The organism is Bradyrhizobium sp. Ken64 (assembly GCF_055807555.1).
This window is the reverse complement of the sequence record NZ_JBVVPA010000016.1, coordinates 103,157-122,678: the sequence shown is the minus strand read 5'-3', so window position 1 is coordinate 122,678 and position 19,522 is coordinate 103,157. Positions and strand designations below refer to the sequence as shown.

Here is a 19,522-nt window from a genome sequence, read left to right as displayed (position 1 = left end):
CCGCCCAAGACGATTTGCTGCAAAGCGTTCGCTCGCGCATCGCGAAGCCGCTATTCCATCTCGTGCGGGCGAAGAGCTGCAATGACGGTCTCAGTCGAAGAGGCAAATTATGAGAAATATTGCCCTGTTGCTCGCTTCCACATTGTCGATTGCATGCGCCAGCCAGTGCCAAGCCGTAGTGAGAATTGCGAACGATCGAGGTGGTTTGATCCAACGTTACCTGGATCGTTATGATGAGTTAAAGGGCACGGGGCAAACCGTGGTAATCGACGGCCTCTGCGCGTCCGCCTGCACGATCTTACTAGCAAAGATCCCATCAGATAGAGTTTGCGTGACAGAAAGGGCAAACCTTGCTTTCCACGCAGCTTGGGATCTCGGCGTCGGTGGACGCCATGTTACAAATCGAGAAGCTACACGGATGATCTATTCGATGTACCCGGCTCCAGTTCGGAGTTGGATCTCAGGCCGGGGTGGTTTGTCGCCTCACACCATCTTCCTTCGCGGCGCGCAGTTACAGACGATATTTGCGCGCTGCTATTTGGACTCCGCAGTCTTCTTGCGGTCATAGTCCTAAGCTCGCGTCTGGGCCTCCAGCAATTGCCGCATCGCAAGTCCCTGAAGTCGCTTTGATCTATCTCAATTCTCCGACAGGGGCGGGTATCAGTTTGGGGGAGTCGCGTCCATCGCCCTGCCGCGCCGGCCGGGCGGTTGGGCGCTTCCAGGGAGCTCGATATGATCAAGTCGCTCGGAATTGCCACGTTCGCCTTCTTCTTCGCAGTATCGGCTCAGGCGATGACGCCTGGCCCGATTGCACAGCCCGAAAGCCTGATTACGGAAGTCGCTGCTGCCTGCGGCGTCGGTAGGACACGTATCAACGGCGTGTGCGTGGCACGGACGACCGTCCGGCATACCCGTCGGGCGGTCCGCAGATGTGTGAGAGGGACGACGTGCTGATTGGTTGTCCTCAAGGACAATACGCAAATTGGTGTGTCGCGATTAGAATTCTAGAGTACCGACCCCAACGGTACATCGACGCCCCCCACCGGCCTCAGTCTTCCCAGACTGAGGCCGTCTTGCGCCTGAAAGGTTGGACGGACCGGTCACCTTGTGGGATTTATCGAACCGGGAACAACTCCAACCGCAACGCTGATGCCGGCACGCCAACGATCAGCCTTCGAGAGCCGGTCATCGTCAACTGACGAAGCCGACGATGCAGGTGAATAGCGCAGGCACAAAAAGCAAATGTTTACGCAATTTACCACTCGGCCATCAACGCGATGTTCTTCATTTTCCCGTCTGATAATCGCCTTGTGCGCCTTGTTTGGTCGGATGCTCGGAATGGTCCTGTCGTAGCGGAGGTGGGCGGCATGTCCGAAATGGTGGAAGTGCCCGCCGGAACGAGTTTATTTCTACTCGCCTTCTCGCTGCTGATATTCGACATCCCCCGCTACACTTTATCGCTGGTATCTCTTGCTCTGTTCAGCTCGAAGCGGCGAAGAGCTGGCAAGACGGTTTGCCAGGCGACGGTAAGCGTGATTATCCCGACATTCAACGGCGGCTCCGGGCTTGCTCCGTCGATCAGTTCGCTGCGCCGGCAAACCCTGCGACCTGTCGAAATCATCGTCGTCGACGACGGCTCCACCGACGCAACACGTGCGGTCGCGGAGCGGGCGAGAGCGCAGGGCCTGGTTGACATGGTCATCTGCCATGGGAGGCGCTGCGGCCGCAGCGCTGCCATCAACGCTGCAGCACGGTTTGCCCGCGGCGATCCTCTCTTGACCGTAGATGCCGACACTGTCTTCGAACCGAACGCGGTTGAGCGCCTCGCGGCTGCGTTCGGCAATCCGCTCGTCGCCGGCGCAAGTTGCAGCGTCGCGATCAGCAACGAGCGCGACTCGATATGGACAGGGCTTCAAAGCGTCGAATACCTGATGTCGATCACCGCGGGGCGGTCGATCCTCGACGTGCTATGTTGGTCCAGAGTATGACTTCACGCCAAATATCGCGGGATACACTTGCCCGAAGTGCTGCCGCGGCATTGTGCCGGCTGACCCAGCTTGCGAGATCGTGGGGACTAGCGCGCGCTGCACCCGATGTCGGGTTGAGATGGTGGTTTCGCCTGCGTATGCTCCGGCTGGCTTGTAACGATTGGCGATGATCTTGTTAGACGTTCGTTGCCGAATGACTAGTTCCGCCGATGGCGCTGTAAGTGGATGTGTTCCCTGAGCGCTCTTGCATCCTGCCGGAACGATCGAGTTAACATAGATGAACGGAGATGTTTGATCTGCGTCAATCGGCGATGGTGCCACCTGCATTGCACTTCAGGAAGGTCGCGGCCGTATCAGCGCGCTGCGGCTCTTCCTCCAGAAGGAGAATGCCATGCTCCGCCAATTCCTTATTGCAGCTTCAGCCGCGACCGCGCTGCTTGTAGCTAGTTTGCATTCTGACGAAGCCTTCGCCCGTCGTGGTGGTGGAGGCGTGCGAGCCGGAGGCTATCACGGCGGCGGCGCGATGCGGGCGGGCGGCTACCGCGGCGGAGCCGTGGCCGTTCGAGGCTATCGAGGCGGTGCAGTTGCTGTGCGCGGCGGACGCTATGGCTATCGAACCGGCGCGTACCGTGGCTACGGCGCCTACCGAGGCTACCGCTACGGCGCAGCCGCTGTAGGCGCTGCGGCAGTCGGCGCCGCCGCAGCAGGCGCGTACTACGGAGGCGGCTGCGGATACGATGGCTACGGAAACTGGATTTGCCCGAACGGCTACTAAGGCTCTCAAGCGGACACTAGCGCTAGGGCAAGCGGGCAGCCCGTTCTGCCCTAGTAGCTGGTCGATCACGCGCGAAGCCTCCGGTCGGATTTGCGCGGCTTGTCCGCCCCAATGCCAAGTTGGACGTGCGGCCATTGATGACTGGGAGAGCCATCCCGACAACGAGCCCAAGTCGGTGCTTTAAAGACCAGACGCGACCAGGCAACCTCGATCGAAGTCTGCAGATGGCTCAACGAGCCCGCCGCCGCGAACACCTCTGTGGCTCTCAGGCACATTGAATCGCCCCGGCTGTTTCGGATAACGAGCCTTGATCAGCCTGTTATCCCGACAGCCCGAAAGCTATTTTCGGCCGGGGCATTCACCCATTGGCACAAAGTGCACTGGCCAAGCACTGCGCATCTGATTGTCTAGAGTGCGCCTTGCCGATTCTTTCGAGCCCCCAAGCTTCCAGGATTGGCGAGATCGTACAGGCCCCGGCGCGGCATCAGCTTCGCCGGGGCCACGCGGGGATGGTCCAGGACTATGGACACAGAAGCAGACCGGCAACGAGGTTTGGAGTTGGGTCGCCGCTGGGCAGAGCATGCTTCGGCGCACGAGCTTGCCACCATGGTGAGCGGGTCGTTTGATGATCTCAGCGAAATTCTGCCAGCGGACGCATCTGATCAGTTCGTCGGCGGCTTCCGCGAAGGCGTGTTGCACGTCTGGCGCGGGGCCTAGGATCTCAGCATAAGGGTGCGGGGATGAGACCAAGCGCCCTTCCCACCATCGCGGAACAATTTCAGGCGGCCAGTTGACCGGTCAATATTCCTGACACAACTCAAGCGCGCAAATTGCTCAATTTTCCCAGCTGTTGCCGCGTAAGCACACCGAATTCCAGTCGGCTCAGCTAGCTTCGAACTGGAATGCCGGCTGCCAAGAAAAGAGCCGGCATCGTTAGGGTGAAACGTGGATGGAGCAAAAAAAATGAAGAAGATTTGGTTGAGTTGCATGGCCTTGCTGGCGGTGAGCATGGCGGCACCCGCGTCAGCGGCTGATCTGGCTGCTAAACCTTACGTCAAGGCCCCGCCCCCGGTGATCGCGCCGATCTATGATTGGACCGGGTTCTACATCGGCGCCAACGGCGGTTGGGGACAAAGCCACGGCTGTGTGGATTTCGTAACGCCAGCAGGGACGGTCGCAGGTGGTTGCGCCGATCGTTCCGGCGGCCTCGCTGGCGGACAGATCGGGTACCGCTGGCAAACCAATCAGTTTGTGCTCGGCCTGGAAGCGCAGGGAGATTGGGCAGAAATCAAGAATACGCGGGTCAGTCTGATCGACCCGCTGATTTCGACAACCGGTAAGATTGACGCCATCGGGCTCTTCACGGCGCAGCTCGGCTGGGCGTGGAATGCCTCGCTGTTTTACGTGAAGGGCGGCGCCGCCGTGACGCGCAACCGATTCGATATATTCAACAACGTCACCGGGGTCGGCTTGGCATCGGCGGGCCACACACGCTGGGGCGGCGCCCTTGGCGTGGGCTGGGAGTACGGCTTCACGCCCAATTGGTCGTTCGGTATCGAATACGACCATCTCTGGATGGGGCGTGATAATGCCGGCTTCGCAGGCGTCGTCACTCCCGGAGGGTTCGTCCTCACCGGCAGCGGGGTCAGCCAGGATGTGGACATGCTCACGCTTCGGTTGAATTACCGTTTCGGTGGATACGGCGCACCGGTCACGGCGAGATATTGATCGCACCCAACTTGGCAAACCAAAGCCCCGGCATGCCGGGGCTTTTTTGTGCTTATGAATCCTTGGCGCTCAAGAAGCGCCGAGCATCTCCAGCGCAAGCACCTCGAGAGAGCTGCGACTGCGTCATCGCCCCAAGACAATTGTCTCGAGCTGTTACCATTCTGTCACGCATTTGGACGTTGCTTGTGCCTAGTAGTGAATGCCGTCGTAACCTGGGGTCCTGCGGTTCGCGGAGCGCTTTGCTGTAACAGCGCTTGGCTGCAAATACTGCCCAGAGGTTTGTAAATGGGATCAAACAAACCGCAACACTGCGTCATCAACTATGCGGCCGCGATTGCTGCACTCGTGCTTTGCAGTGATGTTTCGTATGCCGACCAGGGCGGTAGCTCATTCTGGTTTCCAGGCCAGTTTGCGAGTCTTGCCGCCGTGCAGCAGACGCCGGGCTGGGCGCTCAGTGTCATCGATTACCATTCAGGCGTAGCGGCCGCGGGGAGCGCTGCCGTGGCTAAGCAGATCCAAGCCAGCAGAATCCCCGCCAACGTCAACGTCAGTTTGAATCTGGGTCTGAGCGGACGGACTGATCTAGTCGCCCTCGCGCCATCGTATACTTTCGAGACGACGGTGCTTGGCGGTCAGTTGGTCGTGGGCATGTCCGGCCAATACGGCAGAGCCGCCGCCAGTCTCGCTGGAACACTGACAGCGATGGCTGGACCGATTGTGGTGACGCGCACTGGGACTGTCGAAGGCTCACTTGTCTCATACGGCGACCTCGCGCCATTCGCGGAGGTGTTTTGGAACGATGGCGTCCACAATTACATGGCTTACGTCACAGGCAATATTCCCGTCGGTGACTATGATCCGACGCGGATTCCCAATATCGGGCTCGGTCATGGCGCGATCGACATTGGAGGCGCCTATACCTATTTCAACCCGGCGGCAGGAAACGAAATCTCGGGCGTCGTCGGCCTCACCTACAATTTCAGGAATCCGGACACCCAGTACCAGAGCGGCATCAATCTCCACTTCGACTGGGGCGCATCGCACTACCTCACCAAGCAGCTTTTCGTCGGGCTTGCTGGATACGCCTATCAGCAAATCGCCGACGACTCAGGGCAGAACCCGATCCTCGGTGGCTTCAGATCACGCGTTTTCGGCCTCGGTCCGCAAATCGGGTACAGCTTCCCGATCGGAGATATGCAGGGCTCTCTTAGTCTAAGGGGATACGGCGAATTTGGAGCAGCCAACCGTCCGTCGGGATGGAACACCTGGCTGACGTTCACTATTTCCCCGTCTGCGCCTGCCGCCGTAGCGCCCAGGAAGCATTTGGTTGTGAGATAGACCTCTTCCGAACTGGAAGGTCGGCTGCGGTCGGCCGAAGTATCAATGAGAGAAACTGCGAAGAACTCCAACCTTCGCAAATCTTGTCCGACATGCGTCACTGAGCGAACCTCAGGCAAGCGGCAGGTCTCAAAGGGCCACAAGCGGACCGCGACGACAGCTGCTGCGGCAGCCCGAAGACGCCAAGAGCAGCATGAAGAGGCCGTGGGCGCTCATTCAAGTTTTCGCTGGATACCAAGCCGCATCGCCTGGGGAACTTGCGGGCTACCACTTGATCCAAATCAATGGATGCCTACCCCCGAGACCTAGCGTCAGGCCAGACTATATCTGTCGGAGAAAGAAGATGCTGAAGCACTTGCTTGTGGTTCTTCTTTTGCTGGTTTTCCCCTCCTCACTCCATTCCGTTACTGCAGCAGATGACCGAACTGCGGGACCACAAATCCAGGAGGAAATCTGGGCGCTGCCGTTTCCGCTACCTGTGCTTGCTTTCTTGGTACGACCGGTCGGAGATGGCCCGTTTCCCCTCGTGATCATGAACCACGGAATTTCTCTGGACGCCAATCAGCGGTCCATGTTTCCGATGATAGAATATCGGGATGCGGCACGCTGGTTTGCGCGTCGCGGCTATGTGGTCATCTCGCCGATCAGGTACGGAGCCAGCAGTCTCGATGACAAGGATCAGGGGCTGTACGGAGCTGTCTTCGGCCACGTTGGTAGCTGCGACAACCCGAATTTTCGTGGTCCCGGGCTCGCTATTGCCACTCTGAATGAGTGGGTCATCGACTACATGAGTAAGAAGAAGATGATCCAGCCTGGTAAGGTCATCGTCGTTGGCCAGTCGGGCGGTGGATGGGGCTCGATTGCTCTTGGAAGCCTGAACCCGTCATCCGTTCAGGCTATCATTACCTTCGCGGCGGGGCGTGGAGGCCGCGTCGATGGTAAACCCAATAACAATTGTGCTCCCGATCAGCTTGTTGCCGCTACCGGCGAGTTTGGACGCACCGCACGTATACCGATGCTTTGGGTCTACGCGGAAAACGACACCTATTTCGGGCCGGAGTTGACGAAGCGGATGTATCAAAGCTTTGTCGAAGCGGGCGGCAATGTCGACTATCGTATGCTGCCCCCCTTTGGAAGTGACGGGCACTTCATGATCGATTCAGCGGACGCTGTGCCGATATGGTCGCCCTTGGTAACCCAATTTCTAGAGAAGCATTCAGCAACCGCCACGCCGTCGGGACAAGTCAGCGGCTCTTCACTCCAGCAGGAGCCTCACGCGAAGCCGCCGCGGCTGCGCGTGCCTGAAAACATTCATTACTCAAACTGGGAGAAACTTTGCTTCGACTCGTCCGACGGGACCACGATATGCCGGACGACATCAACCGGCACGGACGACCTCGATCAGGTGGTGGTGCGTGTCGACCTGATCCAACGAGCTGACGGTCCGGCTCGCTTGCAGCTCTTCGTTCCGCAAGGAGCAAATCTGCAGCAGGGTGTAAAAGTGACGATAGATCAGGGTAGCCCTACCCAAGTGCCCTTCAACTGGTGTCTCACCAACATCTGCATCGCGGCACGCGGAAGCGAACCAACCTTCGCTGGCCAGATGGAAGCCGGCCGACAGCTCAAACTTGAACTCACCGACCTCAACGCCTCTTCAGTTGTGTTAAGTCTGCCGCTCGAGCAGTTCGCCAACGTTCACAAGGGGCCGCCCACCCGCACGTTCGATTTCACGTCAGATGAGGAATGAATAAAGCATTCACCCGGTCGTCGGACATGCGCAAGCGGCACCGTCCCTCCACCTGCGACTCAAGTCAACAAGACCGTCACGAACCGAACAGGCCTGCCTTCGAAGAACGCAGCGCGGTTACGCCTGCCTTCCGTGGCGGCTCCGATGCTCAGGGTATCGGGGGTCGACCTCGTCACCGCGGTGTGCCGGTCGGGGGTGATTGGCGCCTTCCCTACCGCGAGAGGAGAAAAAGCCAATCCCTTGACCAAACCCCGATTAGACAACCATCCAGAGGTGGCTCTCTTCTCGGTGGGAAAACCGGCCCAGTTTGCTCAAGCCGAAGAGGTTGCCTCCGCCATCATCAAAGCCGGAGGCGAGATGATCGCTTCGCGCTCAAGGCACTATCAGGGCGCGGCCCGGCCTCGCGGACGATGCGGGCTGGGCGATCGGACTCGTGCTGGAGTTCTTCGCGGGAATGATCCCGGTTGGCCCTGCGGCAGCGTCGACATCGACCGCGGCGACGACCCGCCCGGCAGCGCCTTGACGTCGCCCCCGATCATCCTGCCCCGGCGAACAAGCGAATGCGCACGGGGCCGCGACGCCTTGGAGAAATTCTCTGGCTTGGCGAAGCCATCGGGACACGAAAGCGAAAGGTACTCGGCGATCTGCTCGGGCTCCAGGAGTCCGAGCTAAAACAAATGCGCAAAGAGGGCCTCATCTAGCCCTTGGGCAGCATCCCGTCACGATGCCAACCGATTTTGCAGCAGCGGTACCCTGCGGCGATGGGGCAGAAACAAAGGAAAGTCGCGCAGCAATCCGGCCATAAACCTTCGACAACAAAACGTCGCACGAGACCCGCTTTGTTCTCAGCGCCCCTTCTCGCCAGTTCTTGAAGAAGAAGGCTTATTGTTTGGTGGGCGCACCAGGGCTCGAACCTGGGACCCGCTGATTAAGAGTCAGCTGCTCTACCAACTGAGCTATGCGCCCGAAAGGCGGTTAAAGCCTTGCGAGGCCGGTCGTTTAGCAAAGCGATCCGGGTCTGGCAAGCGATGGCGCGCAAGTTTTCCAAGGGTATGCCAAGGCTTTTCCAAGGGTAGGCCCACATCCCCCAAAAAAGCGAAAAGCCGCTGGATTCCAGCGGCTTCGCCAGGGCTGATCGCGGCAACCCTTGCAGGTTCAGAGCCGGCCCTCGTGGTCCCGGTCCGGGCCGCCGTCGCGGTCGAACCGGTCACGGTGGAAGTGGTCCATGCCGCGCTCCATCATGCGGTCCATGCCACGCTCCATGAAGTGGCGGCGGGGTCCGTCTTCGCCGCCGCCGAACGGGCCGCGGTGGCGGGTCAGCACGGCGAGGCGCCGCTTCTGGCCCTCATCCAGGGTCTTGTAGAGCGGATCGGCGGCATCGGCGATCTTCTTCAGGGCCGCCGACGTCGCCCCCATGTCCTCGGCGCGCTGGCGCAGGCGGGCGACCGGATCCTCCGGCCTGTCGGCATCCTTGTTGGCGTCCTTATTCGCGTCCTTGCCGGCATCGCCGGGACCGGCATTCATCCGCGCATTGGCGCGATCGATGCGCAGCTTGGCGAAGTCGCGCACGGCGGCCTCGACCGGCGGCCACAGCTTTTCCTGGTCGGCGTTGAGCTTCAGCCCGGCATGGACGGCGGCTATCCGCGCGTCGACCATGGCGGCGCGGTCTTCCGGGTTCATGCGGATGTGGCGCATGTGCTCGTGCATCCACGGGCGATGATATTGGGCATAGACCGCGCCCGAGCCGGCGATGCTGAGCACGGCGATGGCGGCGATGGTGAACTTCCTCATGCGAACTCTCCTCTGGAAGGATGCCACGAGGATGGGCGCAGCGCGGCTGACGTGCAACTTACAACTTGGACAGGAAGCGCGTTCTGTCGAAGATGTAACGCTCCTGAACTTTCATTCAGTCGCAATCGGTAATCATTCGCAACAAAAAGGGGCTTCCGCGCCCGGCACGGAAGCCCCCATTCATCATCCGTTCAAATCAGTTCGTCGTGCTCTTCGCTTCCTTCTGGAATTCGTCGATCAACGGTTGCCCGATACGGCTTGCGGCGTCCTTGTAGACCGGCTCCATGGCCTTGCGCATCGCCTCGTCCTGCTCCGGCGTGAGCTTGATGATCTCGCTCTTGCCGCTCTTCCTGATCTCGGCGAGCGCGTCCTCGTTCTCCTTCTGCGACTGCGTATTGTTGAAGTCGGTCGCTTCCTTCATCGCCTTCGTCAGCTGGTCGCGGATGTCGGCCGGCAAGCCGTCCCAGAACTTCTTGTTCACGATCACGACGTAGCCGATATAGCCGTGATTGCTCTCGGTGATGTACTTCTGCACCTCGTGCATCTTCTGGGTATAGATGTTCGACCAGGTGTTCTCCTGCCCGTCGACGACGCCGGTCTGGAGCGCCTGGTAGACTTCGCCGAACGCCATCACCTGGGGCAGCGAGCCGAGCGCCTTGAACTGGGCCTGGAGCACGCGCGAGGACTGGATGCGGAACTTGACGCCCTGATAGTCGGCCGGCGTCACCAGCTTCTTGTTGGCACTCATCTCCTTGAAGCCGTTGTCCCAATAGGCAAGGCCGGTGATGCCCTTCGGTTCGAGCAGCTTGAGCAGCCTGGCGCCGAGCGGACCTTCCGTCACCTTCCGCAGCGTCTTCAGATCAGGGAGGATGTAGGGGAGATCGAATACCTCGAACTCGCGGATGCCGAGCGGGCCGAACTTGGAGTTGGACGGCGCCAGCATCTGCACGCTGCCGAGCTGGAGCGCCTCGAGCTCTTCCTTGTCCTTGTAGAGCGTCGAGTTCGGGTAGATCTCGACCTTGACCTTGCCGCCGGTGTACTTCTCGGCGAGCTCCTTGAATTTCTCCGACGCCTTGCCCTTCGGCGTGTCGGTGGCCACCACGTGGCTGAACTTGATGATGATGGGCGACTGGGCCGATGCCGGCCCGGTCAAGCCAAGAGCCATGACCGCGATGGACGCAGCGATCGCGAAGGTGCGCATAATCTCTCCCTGTTGTTATTTGGGCCGCCCGGCGCACGGGTGGCCTATCAGTGCCGGTTGCATCAATAGCGGCTGGGAGGCGGAGCCGCTATTGGCCCTTAGCAGGGCAGCTATTCGCCGCCACATGCAGAGTCATTCCGGGGAGGTTTGTTAGGACCTGACCCGGAATCCCGAGATTCCGGGTTCTCGCTTCGCGAGCCCCGGAATGACGAACTTCGTTCGTCAGCTCGCCGCCGCAGTCGTCACCGTGTCGCGCTGGCGCTTCATGACGATCTTGTTGAGCGCGCCGAGATAGGCCTTTGCCGAGGCCACCAGTGTGTCCGGATCCGCCGCGCGCGCCGTCATCGCACGTCCCTCATGCGACAGCCGCACCGAGACTTCGGCCTGCGCGTCGGTCCCTTGGGTCACTGCGTGGACCTGGTACAGCTCGAGCTTGGCTTCGTGCGGCACCAGGCGCTTGATGCAGTTGAACACCGCGTCGACCGGCCCGTTGCCCTCGGCCTCCTCGATCTTGATCTGGCCGTCGACGTCGAGCTTCATGGTCGCGCGCTGCGGGCCATGAGTGCCGGCGATCACGGTCAGCGAGGTCAGCTTGATGCGGTCGTGCGAAGCCGCCATTTCCTCGTCGACCAGCGCCTCGATGTCCTCGTCGTAGATGTCCTTCTTGCGGTCGGCCAGTGCCTTCATCCGCGTGAACGCATCTTCCAGCTGGTTCGGACCGAGCTTGTAGCCCATCTCCTCCAGCTTGTGGACGAAGGCGTGGCGGCCGGAATGCTTGCCGAGCACCAGCGAGGACTGCTTGAGGCCGACCATCTCGGGCCGCATGATCTCGTAGGTGGAAGCGTCCTTCAGCACGCCATCCTGATGGATGCCGCTCTCATGCGCGAACGCGTTGCGGCCGACGATGGCCTTGTTGTACTGCACCGGGAACGAGGTCGCCGCCGACACCACCTTGGAGGCGCGGGTCAGCTGCGTGGTGTCGATCTTGTTCCAGAACGGGAATTTGTCGTTGCGGACGTTGATCGCCATCACGATCTCTTCCAGCGCGGCGTTGCCGGCACGCTCGCCGATGCCGTTGATGGTGCACTCGACCTGACGCGCGCCGCCAATGACGCCGGCCAGCGAGTTCGCCACCGCCATTCCGAGGTCGTTATGGCAATGCACGGAGAACACCGCCTTGTCCGAGTTCGGCACGCGCTCGATCAGTGTCTTCATGAAGTGGGTGTATTCGTCGGGCGTGGTGTAGCCGACGGTGTCCGGAATGTTCACCGTGGTGGCGCCGGCCTTGATGACGGCTTCGACGATGCGGCACAGATAGTCCATCTCGCTGCGGGTGCCGTCTTCGGCCGACCATTCGACGTCGTCGATCTGGTTGCGGGCGCGTGCGACCATGGCAACCGAAGTCTCGAGCACCTGCTCCGGGGTCTTGTTCAGCTTCACCCGCATATGCAGCGGCGACGTCGCGATCACGGTGTGGACGCGGCCGCGCTTGGCGAATTTCACCGCCTCTGCGCAACGGTCGATGTCGGCCGGATGGGCGCGCGACAGACCGGCGATGACGGCATTCTTGGAGCGGCGGGCGATCTCGCTGACCGCCTGGAAGTCGCCTTCCGAGGTAATGGGGAAGCCGGCCTCGATGACGTCGACGCCCATATCATCCAGCATCTCGGCGACCTCGAGCTTCTCCTCGAAAGTCATGGTGGCGCCGGGGCACTGTTCGCCGTCGCGCAGGGTGGTGTCGAAAATGATGACGCGGTCCTTCTCGGACTTGTTCACGGAGGCCATTTCGAAAATTCCTTTTGAGCTTTTGCGCCGTCAGTCTTCTGGGCGCTTGAGGTGTCCGGTGATCTCGACCAACCCCTGAGCGCCCAGGCGCATCGCGCCCAGCCGGCCCTCAGGGGCAAGTAAGAAGAAGCCCGCCAATCAGGAGGGTGGGCAGCAGCGCGGCCGGGATCGTGGCGGCGGCCAGAGCCACCTCCCCCGAAATCCCATCGATTTGGCCGCGAATCAGCATTGCCAGACCCTTTTGAGCCCTCAAATCCTCGGTCAAAACCGTTGACGGTTGGTTGCCGGGAGGCTCGATGCGTCGTTTCTAGACGAGAAATGGCAGCAACCGCAACGCCAAAAGATGGACAGAAGGGCTGACATGATCGCAGCGCCGGATGCGTGAAGGCACCGGAGCCGGGTGTTTGGCCGACCGAACGCCGACGCGACCGTCGAGCTACGCGGTGCGGCGAGCGCGAGCCCTGCTCTCCCAGCGGTTCAGCATCTGGCCGAGTTCGCCGGTGCCGACCGGCGTAGCCTTGCCGGCGATGGCGATCTCGTTGGTGTTGGCTGGTGCGTTGGCATTGAGCCAATCCGGCTCGCTGTACTCACGCCAGCGGCGCGCCTCGGCTCGCCTTTTGCGGGAGACGTAGTCGCGGGTGAAATAGCCTCCCGCAAATGCAATCCCGAGCAGCAAAACCAGTACGACGACAGCGACCACAGTAAACTCCGACTTACGCCCCGAATGACGTTCTGCCAGCATCGCGCAGGAGGTCAAGGCTTGACATTTCACCTGCTTGGCAATGTCCCGAAGGCAGCTCGGGTAAACCCCGTCACGCCGGACGAATTTGTCGTTTCCGTGTTCGATGTTGCAGCGCTTTTGCCGCCCCGATATCTCGCTGAGGATGCGTACCTCCCCCTCGCAACCGTCATCGGACCGGACTAACCTTCACCCCGCTCGGCCGGATCAACCGGCCAGCCGAACATGACCGGGAGGACGCGATGACACGCCAAAAGCAGCGTGACCAGGATGCTGCGCTTTCACGACGAACGCTCGTTCAGGGGCTTGCGCTCGGCGCCGCCACAATGGTTGGCGCCGGCTCCGCGCTGGCCCAGACCGGACCTGCCGCGCCGCCGACGACGATCACCACTCCGCCACGCGATTTCGGCCCCCACGGCGCGCCGACCACCTATTTCTGGGACCCCGACGTCATCGCGGTCGATCCGTCCTTCAACGATCTCGCGCAGCCCAACACGGCGATCAAGCGTCTCCATACGGGCCTGCTGTGGGCTGAAGGGCCGGCGTGGAGTGCACAGGGCCGCTATCTGCTGTGGAGCGACATTCCCAACAACAGGCAGATGCGCTGGAGCGAAGACGACGGTCGCGTCAGCGTGTTCCGCTCGCCGTCCAACAATTCCAACGGCAACTCGTTCGACTTCCAGGGCCGTCAACTTTCCTGCGAACATTTGACCCGGCGGGTGACGCGCTATGAACATGACGGTACCGCGACCGTGCTTTGCGACAACTACAACGGCAAGAAGCTGAACTCGCCGAACGACGTCGTCGCCCATCCTGACGGCAGCTACTGGTTTACCGATCCGCCCTATGGCGGCCAGCTCTACGAAGGTGAACCCGACGCCGCGGGCGGTCCGAGCAATTCCGGCGGCAAGCTCAATCCGCGAATTGGACAGCCGGCGGGCTTCGCACCGGGCAAGCGCGAGCTGCCGACCAATTGCTATCGCATCGATCCTAGCGGCCGTGTCGATCTCGTCGTCACCGAGGAGCAGGTGCCCGACCCGAACGGGCTGTGCTTCTCGCCGGACTTCAAGAAGCTCTACGTCGTATCAACCGGCAAGGGACCCGGCGACACCGGTGCCGGCGGCAAGGGCGAGATTATCGTGTTCGATGTTGGCAGCGACAACAAGCTCGCCAACCAGAAGCGATTCAGCGAGTGCGTGATCGACGGCGTGAAGTGCGGGCCGGACGGCGTGCGCTGCGACGTCAACGGCAATGTCTGGGCCTCCAGCAATGCCGGCCGCGCCGTCGGCTACAGCGGCGTGACGACGTGGTCACCGGAGGGCAAGCTGCTCGGCCGCATCCGGTTGCCCGAAGTGTGCGGCAACGTCTGCTTCGGCGGCCCCAAGCGCAACCGCCTGTTCATGGCCGCGAGCCAGTCGCTCTATGCGGTGTATACGGCCACGCAAGGCGCAGGACCGGGCTGAGCCCGCGCGAGACATCGCAAGCACGGGCGTCGGCGTGGATCGCCGGCGCCCGCGGTTCCCTGATCGCAATCAAGCTACGCCTCGGGCAAATCTCCGCCATCAATCCAACGAAGATTGAATCGCGCGGCAAGGCCGCAGCGCGGCGCCAAGGCATGTGCTCTCATGATCTTCGTTCCCGCGCACGACTTGAACGAGGAGTTGCGCGATGCGCCGTATGCCAAACGACACTATCATCGTCAGCGTTGGGACCCAGCAATTCGTCACTGAGTTCGGGGACCCGGGCCTGCCGAACGACGGTCGCGGCGGCAGCGACAAGATGATCGCGACCGTCGACGGGAGCAACGCGGTCCTGATATTCGTTGGCGACGACCAGACCCTGCAAGCACATTCTCACGGCGGAAACGACCATCTCGCTGCGACCGTCACAGGCTTCGGCGACTACGTGTTCCTGGACGGCGATGCGCAGGCGATGTCCGGCGACGCCCATGGCGGCAACGATGTACTTCATGTCGATGCATCGACATCGATCTACGCGACTCTCGGCATTTTTGGCGATGCCGAAACTGCCATGTCGGCCGACACGAGGGGCGGCAACGACCTCGTCATCGCATCGATGGGAAACAGATCGTCCGGCGCGTTCAGCGGAGACTCCGGCAGTTCCATGAGCGACCATGCGCATGGCGGCAACGATATCCTCAGCGTGACCCAGGTCGGCAATTACGGCGGCGCCTCAATGTCCGGCGATGCCCTCGTCTCCATGAGCGGCGATGCGCAGGGCGGCAACGACATCCTCATCTACACCGTCGGTGCCGCAGCCCAATCTGGCGGCGCGTCTCTGGTCGGAGACGCCGGCTACATGAGCGACGATAGCCGTGGCGGCAACGACATCCTGATCGCGGTCGCGGACGGCAACCCGGACTCCACGTCCATCGTGCTCGTGGGAGATGCCGCGAACATGTCAGGTAATGCGCATGGCGGAGATGATATCCTCCACGGCAGCAGCCTCGACGATTGGCTGTATGGCGATGCACAGACCTACGCCCCGTTCACAGCCGGCTCGATCGCAGGCGGCAAGGACATGCTGAATGGCGGTGGCGGAAATGACCAGCTCTGGGGCGGACCGAACGACGACGGTTTCGTCTTCAACAAGGGCTCGGGCCTGGACGTGATCAACGATTTCGACCAGGGCAACAAGGCTGTCGGCAGCACGGCGCGAGAGCATGATTTGATCAATTTGCACGATTACGGCTTCGCAGACTGGGCGGCGCTGAAAAGCCTGATCAGTGATGACAGCACAGGAAACGCGGTGATCCACCTGACGGCGACGGATGCGATTACGCTAGAAGGGGTCCATACCGCGGATCTCCATGCGAAGGATTTCATTGTGTAAGGGAGCATTCATGCGCGTTGTGATCTGCGGCGGCGGCGTGATCGGCGCCTGCACCGCCTGGTTTCTCCGCCGCCGCGGCATCGAAATCATCGTCGTGGAGCGGACGGAGGTGGCGGCCGCAGCGTCAGGCAAGGCGGGCGGCTTCCTCGCGCGTGACTGGTGCGAGGGCTCGCCGCTCGATGCGCTGGCGCGACGGAGCTTTGCGATCCATGCGCAACTGCCGGACGAGATCGCAGGCGATTGGGGCTATCGCCCGATGACCGCTTATAGCGGCTTCGTTACTGCTGATGGCCATCCACGCCGGGATGCACCGTCCGCCCTCGGCTGGCTCAGCAACGGCGTCATCATCGCGCAGCGCATCGGCACGATAGAGACCACTGCGATCGTTCACCCCAAAAAATTCACCGCAGCCGTGATGAACGCGGCGCTCGCGCTAGGCGCCGAGCTTCGCACCGGCCAGGTGACCGGCATCATGCGCGATGCCGACGGCACGACCGCGACGGGCGTCGAGGTCGACGGCCGCATCGTCGAGGCGGACGCCGTCGTGATCGCGATGGGACCATGGTCGCTGCTCGCCGCGCAATGGATGAGCCTGCCCGCCGTCTACGGCCAGCGCAGCCCGAGCATCGTGTACGACACCGGCCCGGATGTGCCGGCCGATGCGCTGTTCCTGGAGTCTGACGAGAATGGCAGTGCCGTGTCAATCGAGGTCTTCCCTCGCGCTGACGGCAGCACGCATATCACCGCTCTCTCCGACATCGCGCCGCTTCCGCTCGATCCGGCTGCCGTGACGCCGGACCACGACGCGATCGCGCGCCTGCAAACCATGTCCGAGCGGCTGTCGCCGCTGTTCCGCTCCGAGAGGATCATTGCGCGGCAAGCGTGCTTCCGGCCGGTGACGCAGGACGGCCTGCCGCTGATCGGCAAGGTGGCGCGAACTGAAGGTCTTTATGTTGCGACCGGGCACAATGTGTGGGGCATCCTGAATGCGCCCGCCACGGGCGAGGTCATGGCGCAACTGATCGCGGAGGGTGCGACGCGTAACATCGACATCTCGGCATTCGATCCGGCCCGGCTCGAGCCGCTCGATCCATCGCTGCTGCGAGCGCGCTGAACAAGGTTGCTTTGTCGATCATCGTTGTGCGCCCGCGATCGCTGCGCATGCCTACCGACGAAATCTGCATGCCTGCGCGTGAAAAGGGATCCGATAGCTTTCCTGCCCGCTATTTGCGCAGCGCTAGACTTTAGTTCGTCTCTCACAATCCTGGACGCGGTTTCACTTGCCGAGAATGTCTCCGCCGGTATAGTCGTGCGCATAATGGCTCATAAGAGGCCTGTTGAAGGGAGAGAACAAGATGAAGAAACCGCTCTCTGTTGCGTTGCGAATAGCACTCGGTACTGCCGCAGCCGCTGTGTTGATGACCTCAGGCGCGGCACTTGCGGCCGATCCGATCAAGATCGGTGTGATCGCGGAAGCGCAGGCGATTGCCGGCGCCTCCATCCCTCAGGCGGCACAGCTCGCGGCCGACGAGATCAACGCCAATGGCGGCGTCGACGGCCGCAAGATCGAGATCGTCTCTTACGACAATCACTCGTCCTCGGCAGATTCGGTGCGCGCGTTCCAGCGCGCGGTAAACGAGGACAAGGTCAACGCGGTCATCGCCAGCTACATCAGCGAAGTCGTGCTGGCACTGGAGCCCTGGGCCTCGCGGCTGAAGACGCCGTTCGTCACGCCCGGTGCCGCTTCCAACGAGATCAGCAAGAGCGTGCATGCCGACTACGAGAAGAACAAATACACCTTCCACGGCTATCTGACCTCCGCCGCGCTGGCGCTCTCGGTCTGCGACGGCGCCAAGGACCTGCTGGTCGACAAGATGCACATGAAGACCGCCGTCATCATGAGCGAGGACGCCGCCTGGACCAAGCCGCTCGACATCGGCTACGAGGAATGCCTGCCCAAGATCGGGCTGAAGGTGCTCGACCACATCCGCTTCTCGCCTGATACCACCGACTTCACGCCGATCTTCAACAAGATCGAGGGCTCCAAGCCCGACGTGATCATCACCGGCATCTCCCATGTCGGCGTGCAGCCGACGGTGCAGTGGAAGAACCAGCAGGTGCCGATCCCGATGTTCGGCATCGCCTCGCAGGCCACCAACGAGACTTTTGGCAAGGACACCAATCAGGCGGCGGAAGGCGTGCTCTACCAGGGCGTCTCTGGCCCTGGCGTCGCGGTGACGCCGAAATCGGTGCCGTTCGCCGAAGCCTTCAAGAAGAAGTTCGGCAACTATCCCTCCTATGCCGGCTACACCGCCTATGACGAGGTCTACTACATCGCCGACGCCGTGAAGCGCGCCGGTTCGACCGACGCCGACAAGCTCGTCGATGCTTTGGAGAAGACCGACTGGGAAGGCACGATCGGCCGCGTCCAGTTCTACGGCAAGGACGATCCGTTCACGCACTCGATCAAATACGGCAAGGGCCTGATCACCGGGCTGATGCTGCAATGGCAGGGCGGCAAGCAGAGCGCGGTCTGGCCCAAGGAAGTCGCCAAGGTCGACATCAAGTTCCCGAGCTTCATCAAGCTCTCGAACTAGCGGGACACGCTCCCGGGACCAGTTCCCGGGAGCTTTCACATGCGGGTCCCGCCGCACGTCGCTCCAGCAACATCGTCTCTCATCATTCAGATTGCCAACCCTAGATGCGTGCTTTCCAGATTCTGATCGATGGCTTCGCCATCAGCGCTCTCTATGCTCTCGGTGCCACCGGTTTCACGCTGATCTTCGGCGTCTCCGGCGTCCTCAACCTCTCCCACGGGGCCATCATGGTGGCGGCAGCGGTGGCGGCCTGGGCCGCCGCGAGCATCCTGAATGTCGGCACCTATGCCGGCGCACTGATCGGCGTAGGTGTCGCCCTTCTCACCTCTTTTGCCACCTATTTCGCGGTGGTGAAGCCGATCCAGGACTCCCGGCGCATCCCGAATGAAGAGAAGGAAATCTTCGTCCTCACCGGCACGCTGCTATGGGGGATCATGATCCAGGAGGTGATCGCTTATTTCTTCACCAACAACGCCAAGACCGTGCTGCCGATCGTCGAGGGTGTCGTCGAAATCCTCGGCGTACGCACGCCCAGCAATGAGATCTTCACCGCGATCGTGTGCTGCTTCGTCATCGCGCTGTTGTGGCTCCTGGTGAACCGCACCCGCACCGGCAAGGCGGTGCTGGCCGCCTCGATGAACCCGCGCGGCGTCACCCTGCTCGGCCTCGAGCTCACCAACATCTATGTCGTGGTATGGGCGATCTACGGCATTCTCGCCGGCATCGCCGGCGTGCTGCTCGGAATGTTCCTCGGCGTCAGCTCCTACAGCGTCGGACCGCTGACCGCGAGTGCGTTCTCGATCGTCGTGCTCGGCGGCCTCGGCAGCGTCTCCGGCTCGCTGATCGCGGCCTTCGTGGTCGGCTATCTCGAAACGCTCACGGCCTATCTGGTCTCCCCGGCCTATCGCACCATTCCGGCGCTGCTGCTGCTCGTGTTCGTGATGTACATCCGGCCCCAGGGCCTTCTGGGGAGGCGCTGA

15 protein-coding genes and 1 tRNA gene are annotated in these 19,522 nt (G+C 61.6%); 11 read left to right on the top strand and 5 right to left on the bottom strand.

Annotated features, from left to right (window positions below):
- The first annotated feature begins 109 nt into the window (after nt 1-109).
- From AC0L2F_RS24760 to AC0L2F_RS24735, 6 genes are all read left to right on the top strand, one after another.
- Nucleotides 110-568 carry a hypothetical protein gene (locus tag AC0L2F_RS24760; protein ID WP_473250171.1) on the top strand — a complete coding sequence of 153 codons (459 nt, stop codon included), beginning with the start codon at nt 110-112 and terminating at the stop codon, nt 566-568.
- 799 nt (nt 569-1,367) lie between these two features.
- Nucleotides 1,368-1,988 carry a glycosyltransferase family 2 protein gene (locus AC0L2F_RS24755; protein ID WP_473250170.1) on the top strand — a complete coding sequence of 207 codons (621 nt, stop codon included), beginning with the start codon at nt 1,368-1,370 and terminating at the stop codon, nt 1,986-1,988.
- Between the two features lie 1,297 nt (nt 1,989-3,285).
- Nucleotides 3,286-3,480: a hypothetical protein gene (locus AC0L2F_RS24750; RefSeq protein WP_106942268.1), complete on the top strand. Its 195-nt coding sequence runs from the start codon at nt 3,286-3,288 to the stop codon at nt 3,478-3,480.
- Nucleotides 3,481-3,726: 246 nt separating this feature from the next.
- Entirely contained in the window at nt 3,727-4,491 is a 765-nt protein-coding gene (locus tag AC0L2F_RS24745) for an outer membrane protein (RefSeq protein WP_007613237.1), read from the top strand.
- Nucleotides 4,492-4,776: 285 nt separating this feature from the next.
- On the top strand, nt 4,777-5,829 hold the full coding sequence (locus AC0L2F_RS24740; protein ID WP_473250169.1) for a SphA family protein: 1,053 nt from the start codon (nt 4,777-4,779) through the stop codon (nt 5,827-5,829).
- Nucleotides 5,830-6,172: 343 nt separating this feature from the next.
- Nucleotides 6,173-7,576, top strand: a complete 1,404-nt coding sequence (locus AC0L2F_RS24735; protein ID WP_473250168.1) for an invasion associated locus B family protein — start codon at nt 6,173-6,175, stop codon at nt 7,574-7,576.
- An 890-nt stretch (nt 7,577-8,466) separates the two neighbouring features.
- Here AC0L2F_RS24735 and AC0L2F_RS24730 read toward each other — a convergent pair.
- The 5 genes from AC0L2F_RS24730 to AC0L2F_RS24710 form a co-directional block, all read right to left on the bottom strand.
- Nucleotides 8,467-8,542 (bottom strand) — tRNA-Lys (locus AC0L2F_RS24730).
- Nucleotides 8,543-8,731: 189 nt separating this feature from the next.
- Nucleotides 8,732-9,367, bottom strand: coding sequence for a Spy/CpxP family protein refolding chaperone (locus AC0L2F_RS24725; protein WP_473250167.1), 636 nt, complete (start codon nt 9,365-9,367; stop codon nt 8,732-8,734).
- Nucleotides 9,368-9,563: 196 nt separating this feature from the next.
- Nucleotides 9,564-10,568: a TRAP transporter substrate-binding protein gene (locus AC0L2F_RS24720; protein WP_473250166.1), complete on the bottom strand. Its 1,005-nt coding sequence runs from the start codon at nt 10,566-10,568 to the stop codon at nt 9,564-9,566.
- A 222-nt stretch (nt 10,569-10,790) separates the two neighbouring features.
- The gene (locus AC0L2F_RS24715; RefSeq protein WP_007613245.1) at nt 10,791-12,353 is read right to left on the bottom strand and encodes a 2-isopropylmalate synthase; all 1,563 of its coding nucleotides are present in this window, start codon (nt 12,351-12,353) and stop codon (nt 10,791-10,793) included.
- 436 nt (nt 12,354-12,789) lie between these two features.
- Nucleotides 12,790-13,053 carry a hypothetical protein gene (locus AC0L2F_RS24710; protein WP_007613247.1) on the bottom strand — a complete coding sequence of 88 codons (264 nt, stop codon included), beginning with the start codon at nt 13,051-13,053 and terminating at the stop codon, nt 12,790-12,792.
- Nucleotides 13,054-13,334: 281 nt separating this feature from the next.
- On the opposite strand from AC0L2F_RS24710, the gene AC0L2F_RS24705 reads away from it, so the two are divergent.
- The 5 genes from AC0L2F_RS24705 (at nt 13,335) to AC0L2F_RS24685 (ending at nt 19,522) form a co-directional block, all read left to right on the top strand.
- Complete coding sequence (locus tag AC0L2F_RS24705) at nt 13,335-14,555, top strand: SMP-30/gluconolactonase/LRE family protein (protein WP_063995328.1); 1,221 nt, start codon at nt 13,335-13,337, stop codon at nt 14,553-14,555.
- Nucleotides 14,556-14,760: 205 nt separating this feature from the next.
- On the top strand, nt 14,761-15,945 hold the full coding sequence (locus AC0L2F_RS24700; protein ID WP_473250165.1) for a calcium-binding protein: 1,185 nt from the start codon (nt 14,761-14,763) through the stop codon (nt 15,943-15,945).
- A gap of 10 nt (nt 15,946-15,955) precedes the next feature.
- Nucleotides 15,956-17,059, top strand: a complete 1,104-nt coding sequence (locus AC0L2F_RS24695; RefSeq protein ID WP_473250164.1) for an NAD(P)/FAD-dependent oxidoreductase — start codon at nt 15,956-15,958, stop codon at nt 17,057-17,059.
- Nucleotides 17,060-17,300: 241 nt separating this feature from the next.
- Entirely contained in the window at nt 17,301-18,542 is a 1,242-nt protein-coding gene (locus tag AC0L2F_RS24690; protein ID WP_063995325.1) for an ABC transporter substrate-binding protein, read from the top strand.
- Between the two features lie 104 nt (nt 18,543-18,646).
- Nucleotides 18,647-19,522, top strand: coding sequence for a branched-chain amino acid ABC transporter permease (locus tag AC0L2F_RS24685; RefSeq protein ID WP_007601104.1), 876 nt, complete (start codon nt 18,647-18,649; stop codon nt 19,520-19,522).